The organism is Pontibacter liquoris (assembly GCF_022758235.1).
Taxonomy (GTDB): Bacteria; Bacteroidota; Bacteroidia; order Cytophagales; family Hymenobacteraceae; genus Pontibacter; species Pontibacter liquoris.
Genome location: NZ_JALEBG010000002.1, coordinates 392,377 through 406,656 on the forward strand (window position 1 = coordinate 392,377; position 14,280 = coordinate 406,656).

The following is a 14,280-nucleotide window of genomic DNA, read 5'->3' on the forward strand; positions in this document are numbered from 1 at the left end:
ATACCGCGCTGCTTTAAACACCGCCTTTTGCCAGGCGCTGTGCCCGGTTAAACTGCTTCAGCGCTTTCTGAAACTCCTCATCGGAGTCGTGCAGCACCGGGAAAAAGCCGGCGTTGCCATACACGCTTCGGGCAATAAAGGCTTTCAGATTATTCTGAATCAGGTTTTTGGAGCGGTTAAACTCGGCCTCGTTAAATACCACGCCTTCCTTGGCAGCCAGTTGCAGTACTTGCTGCAGCATTTTATCTGTCACCTTAAAGTTCTGCTTATACTTGCTGAACGGCATTTTCTCCAGTTCCTTCCGGTGGTCGCGGTAATAGTTCAGGGTGTACTCGCGCAGCACGTTCTTATTATACAGCTGGCTCAGGTAAGGCGACAACTCCGAGGTATCGCGCGACACAAACACATCGGGCATAATGCCGCCGCCGCCATAAACGGCCCGCCCACGCAGGGTCTTATACTTCAGCGAGTCGGCAAACAGGCTGCTGTCAGGGTGGAAATACTCGCCGTTCTCGAAGCGGTGCATGATGTCCATCTCATACTCTTCGGGGTTGCCGTGGTAAGGCTTCTGGATAGAGCGGCCGCTTGGCGTATAGTACCGTGAAATAGTCAGGCGCAGCTCCGAGCCATCGTCCAGCGGAATGGGCATTTGTACCAGGCCTTTGCCAAACGAACGGCGACCTACGATCAGGGCGCGGTCGTTGTCCTGCAGCGCGCCGGCCAGAATCTCGGAGGCCGAGGCACTGCCCTCGTCGAGCAACACGATCAGCGGGCCATTTTCAAAATCGCCTTTCACGCGGGCATGCGACTCCGAATCATACTTGTCGCCTTTGCCGTCGGTGTACACGATCATCTTATCGCCCGAAATAAACTCATCGGCCATGCGGATGGCGTGGTCCATGTAGCCGCCCGGGTTGCCGCGCAGATCCAGGATCAGCTGCTGCATGCCTTTCTTCTTGAGCCCGGTCAAGGCCTGCTTAAATTCTTCGTAGGTATTGGCCGAGAAGCGGCTCACCTTAATATAGCCTGTCTTGTTATCCACCATGTAGCTCACATCTACCGACGTGGTGGGTATTTTGCTGCGCTGGATGGTAAAATTGAACGGGGTTTTGTTGCCTTTGCGCAGAATGGTAAGCCCGACCTGGGTGCCTTTGGGACCGCGCAGGCGCTTGAACACGCCTTCGTTGTTAATGCCGATACCAGCCACGTTCTCTCCGTCCACTTTCACGATCTTATCGCCCGCCTGCAGGCCAGCCGCTTCGGAGGGGCCGCCGCTCAGGGGCGTGATCACAAATATGGTATCCTGGAAGATGTTGAACTCAATGCCGACGCCTTCAAAATCGCCTTCCAGCTGCGAGCGCGCCATGGCCAGTTCATTGGCCGGAATATAAGCCGTATGCGGGTCCAGCTTCTCGAGCATTTTGGAAATGGCGTAATCCGAGAGCTCCTCCACATTTACCGTGTCCACGTAATCGCGGTCTATGTAGCTGAGGATGTCGCGGAACTTGAGGTAGCTGCGCGCCGTGCCCTGCGGGTTGTTAGAGGAAGGCGAAAACGTGGTGGCCCCGATCAGCACGCCCACAACCAGCGCCAGCGCTATAAAAAGCGGTAGCTTTATTTGAAACGGCGAATTCCGGATGCTTCCCCGTTCTTCTCCTTTCTCCATCTTATCCATAGTTTAAGAAATCAGCTCGGTGCCGCTATTGCGATAAACGGCACTTAACGTTAAAGATAATACACGGCAGGGCTACTCCTATACTATACAAGTACAAAATTACCAGGGTTGCATCCCTTTCCAAGTGCACATTCTTATAACACCTTCTAATTTAAAATAATTTTAAATAAGGCTTGCCTTGAGGACTTTTGTTAAATAGCTTTGCCGTACTATTTAAAATAAGTCTAAATAAAAATTAGTTGACACCATGCTTCCAGCTTTAAGACATAGTATACTGGCTGTTGCCATTATGGCCTGCTGCGCGGGCTTCACCTCCTGCTCAGACGACAAAGAAGACGTTACACCAACCTATGAGGTACCTACGACCTATACTTTTGAGAACGTGAATTACGCTGGTCAGACTACCCGCCTGAATATGCTGAACGAGCTGAACGACTATATCAAAGGTGGCAACAATGGCGGGGTACTGGACGCACAGAAGATCAAGAACATGTATGCCAACACGGCTGCTCCTTTTGCAAATGCCGCACTGAACAGCTCTGACAAGCAGCTTAAGAATAAAACAATTGCCACGGCGCAGGCGCAGTACGAAGGTTATTTTGATGCGGTGGCCCTGGCCAGCCAGTCTGCCGGCGCTCCGGCCAGCAATGGCACCCCCGGCCTGTTAACGACAGCCGATGGCTCCAGAAAATATTTGGTAGATGCCAAGGGGGTAGAGCTGGCGCAGCTGATCAAAAAAGGACTAATGGGCGCGATCTTATACTACCAGGCCGTAGACCACTACCTGACAGAAGAAGAAATTGGCGCTGCCGTTGACAACAAGACTGTAACCCTGGGCGAAGGCACCGCCATGCAGCACCACTGGGACGAAGCGTTCGGTTACTTTGGCGCACCCACCGATTTCCCGGCTAACACCACCAGTGCCTTGTACTGGGCGGGTTACAGCACAGAAGTAGACGCCGTGCTGGGCAGCAACAAAGCCATTATGAATGCCTTTATCCAGGGCCGCGCCGCCATCAACGCCAACGACGCGAAAACCAAAGAAGCCGCTGCAGCAACCCTGCGCAAAGAGTGGGAGCGCCTGGCCGTTGCCTCTGCCATCATGGAACTGAAAGAAGCGCGCGAAAATGTAGCGGACCAGGCCAAGAAAAGCCACTACCTCTCCGAAGGCAAAGGGTTTGTGCTGAGCCTTGCTTACAAAGGCGATCACGTCATATCAGATGCCAAGTATAACGAAGTGCTAACTAAGATCGGTGACAACTTTTACACCACCACCGCTGACGACATTGCCGCCGCCATTGATATTTTGAGTACTGCTTACCAGCTGGACAACATTAAAGCACAGCTGTAGCCACGCGCAGTAAAACATAATACCTGAAGCGCAGCTGCTGTGGCCTTAGCCCTGGCAGCTGCCTTTCGCATTAAAACCAAATTATGAAAGCATATAAAACCTATACCCTTGCGGTGCTGACGTGCCTGGCCACATTAACGGGCTGCAGCTCCGGCAAAGAGGACAACGGCAGTCCGAAAACAGAGTACGACCGGCAGGCTATGCTGGCAAACTATTCGCAAAACCTGATCGTGCCGGGCTACCAGGCGCTAAAAACAAAGGCGGATGAGCTGACAACAGCAGTCGCGGCTTTTGGTGCGAGCCCCTCGGCTACAACCCTGGCAACAGCCCGCCAGGCGTATCTGGAAGCGAATAAGGCCTGGCAGGATGTGAGTACGTATGCCTTTGGCCCTGCCGACGAGCAGCTGCTGCGCAGCAACCTCAACATCTACCCAACTTCTGCTTCGGAGATAGAGGCTAACATCGCCGCAGGCACCTACGACCTGCAAACGTCCGCGAACCTGGATGCCAAAGGTTTTCCGGCCCTGGACTACCTGCTTTACAGCAAGCCGACCGAGGCCGAAGTGATCACGCTTTATACTGTTGATGCCCAAGCGGCGAACCGCAAAAAATACCTGCGGGACGTGGCCGGACTGATCAAGCAAAGAGCCGAGACGGTATACACCGGCTGGACAAGCGACAACTATGCCGATACCTTTCAGAAAGCAGCCGGCACAGCCGTGGGCAGCGCTGTGGGCAACCTGGTCAACCAGCTCAACTCCGACATCGACCTGACCAAACGCGCCAAAGTGGGTATTCCGAGTGGCCGATTTACTGCTGGCAGCGCCTATCCCGAAAAAGTGGAAGCCTACTACAGCCGCAATTCGTTGGAGCTTTTGAAGCGGGCTATCAGTGCCGAGAAGGCCGTGTTTATGGGCGTCAGCGCCAGCGGCACCAATGGCCCCGGCCTGGATGATTACCTGGACCACGTCAGCGCCAAGTATAACAACAACCTGCTATCAGATGCGATCGAGGCACAGTTCGACGCTGCATTAGCCGCGGCCGATGCCGTGCAGGGGCCGCTGTCGGAAGCCGTTACCACGCAGCCGCAGGCCGTTACCAAAGTATACGACGAACTGCAAAAGCTCATTGTGCTCACTAAAACCGATATGCCGGCCGCCCTGGGCGTAACCATCACCTACACCGACAACGACGGCGATTAAACGGATTTGCCGCAGCAAGTATAAAAACGAGTTCACCATGCGCTCAAAGCTGAAGTCCTACCTCACTGCTCCTGTATCTGCCGCGCCGCTGGCGGTATTCCGCGTTATTTTTGGCGGGATGATGCTGGCCAGCGTGCTGCGCTTTATGGCCAAAGGCTGGGTGACAGAGCTGTATGTGCTGCCCAAAGTATACTTCCCCTACTACGGCTTTGAGTGGGTAAAACCCTTGAGCGAGGCGGGCATGTATGCCGTGTTTAGCCTGATGGCGGTGGCGGCGCTGGGCCTGATGTTGGGCGTGTTTTACCGGCTGTCGGCGCTGCTGTTTTTCCTGAGCTTTACGTATGTGGAGCTGCTCGACAAAACCAACTACCTCAACCACTACTACTTTGTGAGCGTGGTGGCTTTCCTGCTGGTGCTGGTGCCGGCTAACCGCCATTTTTCAGTGGATGTGCTGCGCAAGCCGCACCTGTGGGCCAGCCATGTGCCCCGCTGGAGCGTACTTGTTTTTCAGTTTCAGCTGGGGCTGGTGTACTTCTATGCCGGCGTCGCGAAACTGAACCCCGACTGGCTGCTGGAGGCCATGCCGCTGCGCTACTGGCTGCCGGCGCACACGTACCTGCCCCTCATCGGGCCGCTGCTCGACAAAGTATGGGTGGCTTACCTGTTCTGCTGGTTCGGCGCGCTCTACGACCTCACTATTCCGTTTTTCCTGAGCTGGCGCAAGAGCCGGTGGCTGGCTTACCTCACTGTTATTGTGTTTCATGTGCTCACGGCGGTGCTGTTCCCCATCGGCATGTTCCCCTACATCATGATCGTCAGCACGCTGGTGTTCTTCTCTCCAAAGTTTCATGAAACGCTGTTGCGCTGGAGCCGAAACATCGCTCAGGTGCAGCAGCCGGTATTACAAAGGGTGGCAACAGTAGCGGGCCAACCCATGCTGTTATACTTGCTGGCGCTCTACCTGGTAGTGCAGGTGCTGGTGCCCTGGCGCTTTTTGCTCTACCCCGACAAACTTTTCTGGACCGAGCAGGGCTACCGCTTCTCGTGGCGCGTGATGCTGATGGAAAAAACCGGGACCGCTTTCTTTTATGTGCGGGACCCGCGTACCGGCCACGAAATCGAGATCAACAACAAAGAATATTTAACCCTGAACCAGGAAAAGCAGATGGCCACCCAGCCTGACATGCTGCTGCAGTTTGCCCATATGCTGCAGGAGGCCTTTGCCCGCTGCGGCATGCCCGGGGCGCAGGTACGGGCCGAAGTATACGTGAGCATGAACGGCCGGGGCAGCCGGCTGCTGCTTGACCCAACTGTTAACTTAGCCTCCGAGCACGAGAGCTTTCTGCCCAAAACCTGGATACTACCTTTTGATGAAATTACGCCGCCACAGCAGGTGGCCGGCTCTAATTAATACCGAACATGCGTCTAACGCTTACCACCTTCCTTGTGCTTTGCAGCTACCTGACAGCCCTGGCACAGTCTTTTTCGATTTCCGGCAAAGTGACCACCGCTGCCTACGGGCAAGCACTGCCACAGGCCGAGGTACTGCTCACCAACACGGGCACCATCGCTAAACCAAACAGCCAGGGCATTTACCAATTCACCAACCTCGCCGAAGGCATCTATACCCTTACTGCTTACAGCCCCGGCCTGGGCAGCCAGACGCAGCAGGTAGTTATCGGCAACAGCGATGTGGTGCTCGATTTTGCCCTAAAGCCACTGGAAGGCACGCTGCGCGAGGTAAACGTGAAAGGAGAACGGGCAAAAACGCTCGGCATCGGCCACCTGAACGCGGTGGAAGGTACCGCCATTTACGAAGCCAAGAAAAGCGAAGTCGTGGTGCTGAGCGAGATCACGGCCAACAAAGCCACAAACAACAGCCGCCAGGTATTTGCCAAGGTTGCCGGCCTCAACATCTGGGAAAGCGATGGCGCGGGCCTGCAGCTCGGCATCGGTGGCCGCGGCCTCAGCCCCAACCGCACCTCTAACTTTAACACCCGCCAGAACGGCTACGACATCAGCGCCGATGCCCTCGGCTACCCGGAAAGTTACTATACGCCGCCCACGGAAGCCCTCGACCGGATTGAGGTAGTGCGGGGCGCGGCTTCGCTGCAGTACGGCACGCAGTTTGGCGGCATGATCAACTTTGTGATGAAAGAGGGGCCGGAAGACAAGCCGTTCGAGCTCACCACCCGCCAGACAGCCGGTTCCTGGGGACTTCTTAACTCATTTAATAGCATTGGTGGCACAGCCGGTAAACTCAACTACTACGGCTTTTACCAGTACAAGCGCGGCGATGGCTGGCGCGAGAATTCCGGCTTTGATGCGCACACCGCGTTTGGGGCGCTTAAGTACAGCCCTTCTGAAAACCTCAAGATCAGCTTTGATTATACCTTTATGAACTACCAGGCGCAGCAGCCGGGTGGACTGGACCGCAACAGTTTTGAGGCAGATGCCCGGCAGTCGGTGCGCGATCGCAATTGGTTTAACGTGAACTGGAACCTGCTGGCCCTGCAGCTGGACTACCGCCTGAGCGAACGCACCAAACTGAATGTGCGCAACTTTGGCTTGCTGGCCGAGCGCGATGCACTGGGTTACATGGGCAAGATCAACCGGCCTGATGATGTAACTGCCCCGCGCACGCTGCTAAAGGACCAGTTCCATAACTTCGGAAACGAAACGCGCCTCATCTATCGCTACGACTTCCTTAACACCTTCTCTACCCTGCTGGTCGGCGCCCGCTACTATCACGGTTTTACAGATCAGAAGCAGGGCGATGGCTCTATCGCGTCCAATGCAGACTTTAAATTTTACTCCGAATCCGGCGGTCCCAGCACCTCCGACTATGATTACCTGAGCCGCAACGTGGCGCTTTTTGCCGAGAACATCTTTAACCTTACGCCCCAGCTAAGTATAACCCCGGGCCTGCGCTACGAGTGGATCAACACCAATGCAGATGGTAGCTATCAGGACCAGGTAACCGACCAGGCTGGCAACGTAATCCGGGATGAAGCCGTGCCTGAAAACCGCAGCAACTCCCGCAATGTGCTGCTGCTGGGCCTGGGCCTTAGCTACAAACCCAGCGAGCAGATGGAGGTGTACGGCAACTTTTCGCAAAACTACCGCGCCATCAACTTCAACGACATGCGCATCATCAACCCGAACCAGTTTGTGGACCAGAACCTGCAGGATGAAAGCGGCTACAGCGCCGACCTGGGCTTCCGTGGGAATTTCAGCGGCACGGTGACGTATGACGCCAGCCTTTTTTACCTGGCCTACCAGGACCGCATCAACTTTAAAAACATACCGGGCACCACCAACCGGATCCGCACCAACGTAGGCGACTCGCGCAATATTGGGCTGGAAACCTTTGTGGAGGCCGACCTGCTGAAGCTATACTATGGCCAGGAGCACCCGACCAGCCTCTCGGCTTTCTCCAACATCACACTCGTAAATACAAAGTATAGCAGCCCCGACAAAGCCATCGACGGCAACCAGGTAGAGCTGGCACCGCCGGTAATTGCCAAGCTGGGCCTCTCTTTTAAACGCCACAACCTGAAGCTGGCCTACCAGTATTCGTACACGGCCCGGCAGTACACCGATGCCCAGAACAGTGAAGACAATGCCGCCACCTTCGACCCTTCGGCAGTGGTAGGTGAGATACCCGCTTACTGGGTGATGGACCTCTCGGGCAGCTACACCTACAAGCGCTTTACTTTGGAGACAGGTATCAGCAACCTGACTGACAACCGCTACTTCACGCGCCGCGCCACTGGCTACCCTGGCCCCGGCATCATACCCTCGGATGCCCGCAATTACTATGTTACCTTGCAGTTTAAGCTATAAGGCACAGCGCAGCTTTGTAAACAGGATCCTGGCAGTTCTGCTGCCAGCGTGGGTGTATAGGCTACCAGGAAGTAAGTACAGGTGCCGCTGCGTTGCTGCCGTTACCGGAAGTAGGTTAAAGCAAAATACGTCTTCAGCGCTTTTCACAACATCCCCTAACCCATAAACAAGCAATCCGCAATTAAATACCTATCTTTGCAGTTTAAACGCTTCGGGCAACATGGGCAGAATACTGGCAATAGATTATGGAAACAAACGCGTGGGCCTGGCTGCTACCGACACCCTGCAGTTAATTGCCAACCCGCTAGAAACCGTTCATGCCAAAGATGTGTTAACCTTTTTAAAGGCGTATGTGCAGCGCGAGCCCGTAGATGCTTTTGTAGTGGGCATGCCCCGCAACCTGGCCAACGAGGCAACCGATTCTACGCCGCACGTAATTGGCTTTGTGCGCAAGCTGCAGAAGGAATTTCCGGGAATGCCGGTGCATACCGTGGACGAGCGGTTTACCTCTAAAATGGCGCAACAGGCTATGCTGGCAGGCGGCTTGAAAAAGAAGGCCCGCCAGGACAAAAGCACCGTAGACAGGGTGAGTGCCGCCCTTATTTTACAATCGTATTTAGAAAGCAGAGCTATATGATTTATCCGATTACCGCTTACGGCGATCCTGTTTTAAAGGAACCAGCAGCAGATATCGCCCGGGATTTCCCGAACCTGAAGGAACTGGTAGAAGACATGTATACCACCATGTACCACGCCCACGGCGTAGGGCTGGCTGCCCCGCAGATCAGCAAGAGCATCCGCCTGTTCGTGATCGACTCTGAGCCGATGATGGATGACAAAGACCAGGGCAAAGGCGTGAAAAAGGCATTTATCAACCCCGAGATCATTGAAGAGGATGGCGAGGAATGGGGCTTTGAGGAAGGCTGCCTGAGCATCCCCGGCGTGCGGGAGGTGGTGTACCGCCCCGAGCGCATCGTGATCCGCTACTTTGACGAGGAATGGAACGAACACGAAGACACCTACGATGGCATGAACGCCCGCGTGATCCAGCACGAGTACGACCACGTGGAAGGCATCCTGTTTACCGACCACCTGAACGGCCTGAAGAAGCGCCTGATCAAAAACAAGCTGGCTAAAATCACCAAAGGCGAAGTAGATGCCGACTACAAGATGAAGTTCCCGTCGCTAGCCAAAAAGCGCTAGGCGTATACTTCTGATTTATACTTATACCCAAACCGCCTGCTACAGATTTTGTGGCAGGCGGTTTGGGTTTTATACTTGCAGGGGCTTGCGAGCTGCTTTGTGTTAAGTATGAGTAACGATTTACAGCTTTAAGGACTAAGGGTATTTAACAAATTTAAGCTTTACTTCCTTCCTGCTGTTCAATAAAGTTGATTTGTTCAGCAGATACTCTTCAGCCCTTATTTTTTAAAGCGGATGTATGCGACGTTTTATTCAACAAAATGCCAGCATACTCCGGCAATATCAATGATATTTACTTCTTTACCATAGGGTTGTACAGTAGGTTTTGCAACCCGAACCGCAAACTTTTCTTCCAATCGTTTTTCTTTTACTTCCTTATAAAATTCCTCTGCATCATCTATTCTTATACTTACCATAAAATTTTCTGCAAACTCTCTGTTGTTGTAGTTCTGCAATATGAATTTGCAGCCGTCTCTTTCAAAACCTGTGTAATCTCCAGCATCCCAATTTATTTTAAATCCTAATTCCTGGAAAAGTTGTTTAGAGCTTTCATAATTGCTTCCTGATGGAACAAATGGCTCAAGAGATAAAAATTTCATTATAAGAGCTTTAAAAATGACGCACAACGTGCTGGTACATGAGGTGAGTGAGGCGCAGCCGAAGTATGGAGCCTGTGCCGTGTTGAATGAAGTTATTTTACATGGTAACAGGTAGCGTCAAGCCCCAAACAACAACTTCTTTCCCTTCATGTCTGCCAGGAATAATCTGGACAGCCCTATTGAACACTTCTGTTATCTCTTGTTGAGAGGCTGCACTTCTTTTAGGCCCTAATATTTCTGCATTAAGCTTTCCGTCCTTGCCGAAGTATAAGGACAGGGGGAGCATGGTCCCCGCCTCAAACTGCTTTCGTAGCACCTTTGACTTCTTAAGCTCACGGAGTATGGCCTTTTCAATTTTCTTATTCAAACCTTTGCCGTCTAATATATCTTCAGAAACAGCGTTTGCCACTACTTTGGGCTCTAAATCCACATCTTCAAAGTGCATTGTATCAGCTAAGGCAATCTTCTGTTGTAACTGCTCCTTTAACAGATTAGCTGCGTCTCTGTCACGCAGTCTAACGCAAGCTTGCAGAAGGTCAACTGCTTTCTCTTTGTTGCCAAGGTCAAAGTTGATTACCGCCAAAATGTACATGCCGTCTTTGTGTCTCGGATTTAGTGCTATTACCTTCTCAAACTCAGTGACAGCGGCTTCAGTTTGCTGCTGCTTATAAAGCTGGAGTGCATAAGCGTATGTTTCTTCAACTTGGTTTTTCTCTTGTGCAAACAACAACGACTGCTAAGACGGAGAGTAGAACTTTCTTCATTTTGGTTTTTTTATTACAATCAACAGTACTGGTACAGCCAGTGGGCGAGCCGGCGCGAAGTATATAGGCTGACGTGGTTGGCAACAGTATTTATACTTCACTATTTACAAATTCAACAGCCTTCTCAAGTACTTCATCTCTTCCATCTTTGATGCCTTGAAGTGTAGGGCTGACTTCAATATCAATTTTCACACCTTTTCTTTGTGTTTCCGTGTTGTCCGGGTAAAAAATGCCAATACCTGTAATAGCTGTTTTATACCCTCCTACCATTTCAAAAACACTAACATTCCCGTCAGCTCCTGAAGTCTGGCTTCCAATTGTGGTTACGTTATCGCCTGTTTGCAGACACATGATCGTAAATTCAGCGTGGCTTTGCGCCCTTTCGTTTGTCAATAAGATAACTCTGCCTTTATATTTCAAATCACCACTTTGCCCGCATTGGCTGCCTTTTCTCCAAATAAATTTCCCAGGATAACTTAGGTCGGGGTAAGTGACTTTATAAAAGTCATTTCTCTTAGAGCTGATATAATTGGCTACAGCATATAAAGTTCCTTTGGGATAATTTCTGATGTCGAAGATGATGGCTTTGGTGCTTTTGAGCACTTCCATTATCTCCGGAACGTCTTTGGGAGCTATCACACCCATATTGACATAGCCGATATTCCCGTCAAGGATCTTGAATTTCTCACCTTCTTTCCCTTTGATGTTTAGTTCATCTCTTAAATACCTTCTGATGGTTTTAGTAGCTGTTTGATTATTTCGGACAAACTCAATCATGACTGAGTCAGAAGAGGCATTGAAAATAGTATGAAATGCATTGAGCCTTTTTCTTGAAATGTTAGAGCCGCTTATATACTTCTCTTTTTCATTAAAAATGCCCTCAACCTCCTGCCCATTGATTTTGGTGATGACGTCGCCAATTCGGATATCGTCTATTCTAGCTAAAGAATCATTGTAGAGCCCTGTGATTATAGCTCTTTGTTCCATTAGCTTGAATTGTGCAGGAATCCAATACTGGCCGAAGTAGGGACTTATTATGTCATTAAAATATCCTGCGTGGCTATCGTCGATACTTACTACTAATTCAAGCATTGCCAACTGATACTCGAGTTCGGTTTTAGGGTATAGAAACTTAGGAATCATGTTATCCAAAACTTTATCCCAGTTTGTGTCAGTCTGGTACTTGTATGGGAAAAAGTATTCGATAATATTCCAATACCGAAACAAGGAGAGTAACCTTACGTCTTCATCGTGCCAGTCAATGCCCTTATAGTCAATTTCATTGGTGACCTCAATGTTGCCAATTTTTTTGCTGGCAGACACATAATACTTTTTCCCCTGATGCCTGTTCTGCTCAATAAATCTAAGCCTTTTGGAAAGCTCTGCTGTAAAAACCAGGTTATCACTTATCCAGCTTGTATCGAAGTTCTTGTCAAAATATTCAATGCTGTTATTTTGCTTGCAACTTTTACACTCTTTAACTCTTCCTATGTTGTCCAACCAACCTATATATACCTGAGACAATTCTTCTTTCGTAGATGCAGCCCTGACCTTTGGCAAAACCTTGAATAGTTCTTCATCCCAGTTATATTTCCCATCAGCAACATTGGGGTGGTAATACTTCAAAAAGCCCCATACTTTGGCTGTTGCCGCAAGTTTCTCTGTTTCAGATAAGCTGTTTTGGGCAACTGCTGTTTTGAAACCAATGAGTAACGACAGAAAGAAGAAGATTGTGTTTTTCATCTAATTGATGTTATTGCTAACGAATAGTATAAACAACATGCAAGGCCATCGATTGTAGCATGATGCTTATACTATTCGTTGCACATGTTTTTCTTTTATTTAATTTGGATTGACTCTACTATTTTAGTTAGCTCTTCTATAGATATATTTTTATTACTAACCATAGCAATATGAACAAGCAATCCTTTGTCAATTTTGTCACTTAGGATAATTTGTTCTTTGAGAAAGATCTGATTATCTGAATCGTAGAACGTCAGCCATTCAACTTTAGAATCAAGGAACTTCCCAGTTACTTTTTTTGAGGACTTTTCCTCAAGTTCATAGTTTTTATAAAAGTATGTTGGATGATTCCCAGTATATATTGTTAACCTAGTCCAATCTGTATCACTAAAATTCGTGAACTTGTTAAATTTAAAAACCTGAAAATCATATGCTTGATCAATTGTTATAGTATATTTTTCTGGTATCGTGAATCTGAATCCTTTCTTAGTTCCGAAAATATTCAAGGTTTCTTCTCTTTGAGCAAGGTTACTTTCTCTGGTACCTTTCGTTATGGTTCGAAAAACCTGCTCTGTTAATTTAACGAACTCATCTTTTAGCCTATAAGCATCTGGGTTGATGTAAGCATTGATTTGAAAGATTGAATTGTCTTGCGTTTTGACCAGCAAACTATTTACAAGGATTGCTTTTCTAGTCGAATCAAATGCTGTAGGGGTAGAAAGTATAGAAAGAACTTCACCTTGATCTGTAAGTATCTTGCGATTAAAATTTAATAAGCCTTTCTCTTTAGAAACTTCTGCAAATAGGTTTTTGTCACCCATCTTGTAAAGTTCTTGTGCGAAAAAGACAAGTCGCATATCATCAATATCAAGCACTATTCTAGTTTCTTTATTGATGTTGTGCTCGGCTGACATTATATCTGTTCCCCGAGCTTCATTTTTTGCGGCAGTTGGAAATTTAAAGAATGCTCTATCATTTAGAATGGACAGTGTATTGTCAAGTTTTAAATTTTTCAAGCTCTGTCCGGATGATGACTGGCTAATTGCTAAAAGAAGCAAGGTTAGTCCTAGTAATAATTTGCTACTTCTTTTCATAATTTCCTCATTCCCAAAGTTTTCGCTAACTATAGTATCAACAGAAGCTATTCCTACTATCCTCCCAAATCAGGAGTATAAACGAAGCCGAACTATCCGATATTCTATATATACAAAACAATATACAAGAACCTACGGAGAGTTGCATCATTCTTCGGTTCCAGGCTTAAGGACTTAATCCCCAATAACAATCCCCCTTCTCCTTCCGGCCCAATACCTGATAGCTCCCTTCCAGCACAACCCTAAAATGCCATTCCCGTTTTATACCCATCTAACTATATAGAAGAGCTTCATATAACAAAACAGGTATGGCGCACCCAAGAAAAGAACTGGATATAGACGAGGATATGACGCTGCAGCGCCGCTTCTGGACATTTGAGCGCATTGGCTGGGTATGTATGTTTCTGTTTTTGCTGGCAGCTGTACTGGGGCTTTTGGGCAGAGGCGGCATTGGCGCAGACCAGGAAAAAGCCGGTAGCCAAGGAGAAGGTCTCGAAGTAGCCTACGACCGCTTTCTGCGGCAGGATGCGCCTTCTAAAATGGAAGTTACCTTCTATCGGCCACAGCCCGAACAGCAACTTAGCCTGAACAAAACGTTTCTGAAAAAGGCGCGCATCGAGCAGATCGTGCCGGAACCTTCCAAATCAGAAATAACCAGCGAAGGCATTATCTACACCTTCGATGTGAAAGGCAAAGGCGCCGTGGTGACCTTTTACTTTGAGCCCGCCGGCGCCGGCAGCCTGCAAACCGTTGTGTCCGACAACGCCACCACGCTCACGATCAATCAATTCATCTATCCTTAA

12 protein-coding genes are annotated in these 14,280 nt (G+C 49.6%); 7 read left to right on the top strand and 5 right to left on the bottom strand.

Features of this window, described 5'->3' with window-relative positions; translation table 11 throughout:
* Positions 1-13 precede the first annotated feature (13 nt).
* Complete coding sequence (locus LWL52_RS15015; protein ID WP_242922220.1) at positions 14-1,666, bottom strand: S41 family peptidase; 1,653 nt, start codon at positions 1,664-1,666, stop codon at positions 14-16.
* Positions 1,667-1,922: 256 nt separating this feature from the next.
* Here LWL52_RS15015 and LWL52_RS15020 point away from each other — a divergent pair, with 256 nt between their 5' ends.
* From LWL52_RS15020 to def, 6 genes are all read left to right on the top strand, one after another.
* Positions 1,923-3,026 carry a DUF4856 domain-containing protein gene (locus tag LWL52_RS15020; protein WP_242921317.1) on the top strand — a complete coding sequence of 368 codons (1,104 nt, stop codon included), beginning with the start codon at positions 1,923-1,925 and terminating at the stop codon, positions 3,024-3,026.
* 83 nt (positions 3,027-3,109) lie between these two features.
* Complete coding sequence (locus LWL52_RS15025; RefSeq protein ID WP_242921318.1) at positions 3,110-4,228, top strand: imelysin family protein; 1,119 nt, start codon at positions 3,110-3,112, stop codon at positions 4,226-4,228.
* Between the two features lie 37 nt (positions 4,229-4,265).
* Positions 4,266-5,639 (top strand): HTTM domain-containing protein, encoded by a 1,374-nt coding sequence (locus tag LWL52_RS15030; protein WP_242921319.1) that lies wholly within the window; start codon positions 4,266-4,268, stop codon positions 5,637-5,639.
* A gap of 8 nt (positions 5,640-5,647) precedes the next feature.
* The gene (locus tag LWL52_RS15035) at positions 5,648-8,074 is read left to right on the top strand and encodes a TonB-dependent receptor domain-containing protein (protein WP_242921320.1); all 2,427 of its coding nucleotides are present in this window, start codon (positions 5,648-5,650) and stop codon (positions 8,072-8,074) included.
* A gap of 220 nt (positions 8,075-8,294) precedes the next feature.
* Entirely contained in the window at positions 8,295-8,711 is a 417-nt protein-coding gene (gene ruvX / locus LWL52_RS15040; protein ID WP_242921321.1) for a Holliday junction resolvase RuvX, read from the top strand.
* Positions 8,708-9,277, top strand: a complete 570-nt coding sequence (gene def / locus LWL52_RS15045) for a peptide deformylase (RefSeq protein WP_242921322.1) — start codon at positions 8,708-8,710, stop codon at positions 9,275-9,277. The genes ruvX and def overlap by 4 nt, the downstream gene beginning before the upstream one ends.
* 248 nt (positions 9,278-9,525) lie before the next feature.
* Here def and LWL52_RS15050 read toward each other — a convergent pair whose 3' ends face one another.
* The 4 genes from LWL52_RS15050 to LWL52_RS15065 all read right to left on the bottom strand — a co-directional run bounded on the left by LWL52_RS15050 (position 9,526) and on the right by LWL52_RS15065 (position 13,477).
* Positions 9,526-9,876, bottom strand: coding sequence for a VOC family protein (locus tag LWL52_RS15050; protein WP_242921324.1), 351 nt, complete (start codon positions 9,874-9,876; stop codon positions 9,526-9,528).
* 97 nt (positions 9,877-9,973) lie between these two features.
* Positions 9,974-10,603, bottom strand: a complete 630-nt coding sequence (locus tag LWL52_RS15055) for a tetratricopeptide repeat protein (protein WP_242921325.1) — start codon at positions 10,601-10,603, stop codon at positions 9,974-9,976.
* 127 nt (positions 10,604-10,730) lie between these two features.
* A complete protein-coding gene (locus tag LWL52_RS15060; RefSeq protein WP_242921326.1) occupies positions 10,731-12,383 on the bottom strand; it encodes a S41 family peptidase in 1,653 nt (550 codons plus the stop codon).
* Positions 12,384-12,478: 95 nt separating this feature from the next.
* Positions 12,479-13,477, bottom strand: a complete 999-nt coding sequence (locus LWL52_RS15065; protein ID WP_242921327.1) for a hypothetical protein — start codon at positions 13,475-13,477, stop codon at positions 12,479-12,481.
* 308 nt (positions 13,478-13,785) lie between these two features.
* Here LWL52_RS15065 and LWL52_RS15070 point away from each other — a divergent pair, with 308 nt between their 5' ends.
* The gene (locus tag LWL52_RS15070; protein ID WP_242921328.1) at positions 13,786-14,280 is read left to right on the top strand and encodes a hypothetical protein; all 495 of its coding nucleotides are present in this window, start codon (positions 13,786-13,788) and stop codon (positions 14,278-14,280) included.

Excerpts from the sequence above, each read along its gene's own strand:
- LWL52_RS15030 (WP_242921319.1), top strand. The coding sequence starts at position 4,266 with ATGCGCTCAAAGCTGAAGTCCTACCTCACTGCTCCTGTATCTGCCGCG.
- LWL52_RS15015 (WP_242922220.1), bottom strand. The coding sequence starts at position 1,666 with ATGGAGAAAGGAGAAGAACGGGGAAGCATCCGGAATTCGCCGTTTCAA.
- LWL52_RS15025 (WP_242921318.1), top strand. The coding sequence starts at position 3,110 with ATGAAAGCATATAAAACCTATACCCTTGCGGTGCTGACGTGCCTGGCC.
- def (WP_242921322.1), top strand. The coding sequence starts at position 8,708 with ATGATTTATCCGATTACCGCTTACGGCGATCCTGTTTTAAAGGAACCA.
- LWL52_RS15020 (WP_242921317.1), top strand. The coding sequence starts at position 1,923 with ATGCTTCCAGCTTTAAGACATAGTATACTGGCTGTTGCCATTATGGCC.
- LWL52_RS15050 (WP_242921324.1), bottom strand. The coding sequence starts at position 9,876 with ATGAAATTTTTATCTCTTGAGCCATTTGTTCCATCAGGAAGCAATTAT.
- ruvX (WP_242921321.1), top strand. The coding sequence starts at position 8,295 with ATGGGCAGAATACTGGCAATAGATTATGGAAACAAACGCGTGGGCCTG.
- LWL52_RS15060 (WP_242921326.1), bottom strand. The coding sequence starts at position 12,383 with ATGAAAAACACAATCTTCTTCTTTCTGTCGTTACTCATTGGTTTCAAA.
- LWL52_RS15070 (WP_242921328.1), top strand. The coding sequence starts at position 13,786 with ATGGCGCACCCAAGAAAAGAACTGGATATAGACGAGGATATGACGCTG.
- LWL52_RS15065 (WP_242921327.1), bottom strand. The coding sequence starts at position 13,477 with ATGAAAAGAAGTAGCAAATTATTACTAGGACTAACCTTGCTTCTTTTA.
- LWL52_RS15035 (WP_242921320.1), top strand. The coding sequence starts at position 5,648 with ATGCGTCTAACGCTTACCACCTTCCTTGTGCTTTGCAGCTACCTGACA.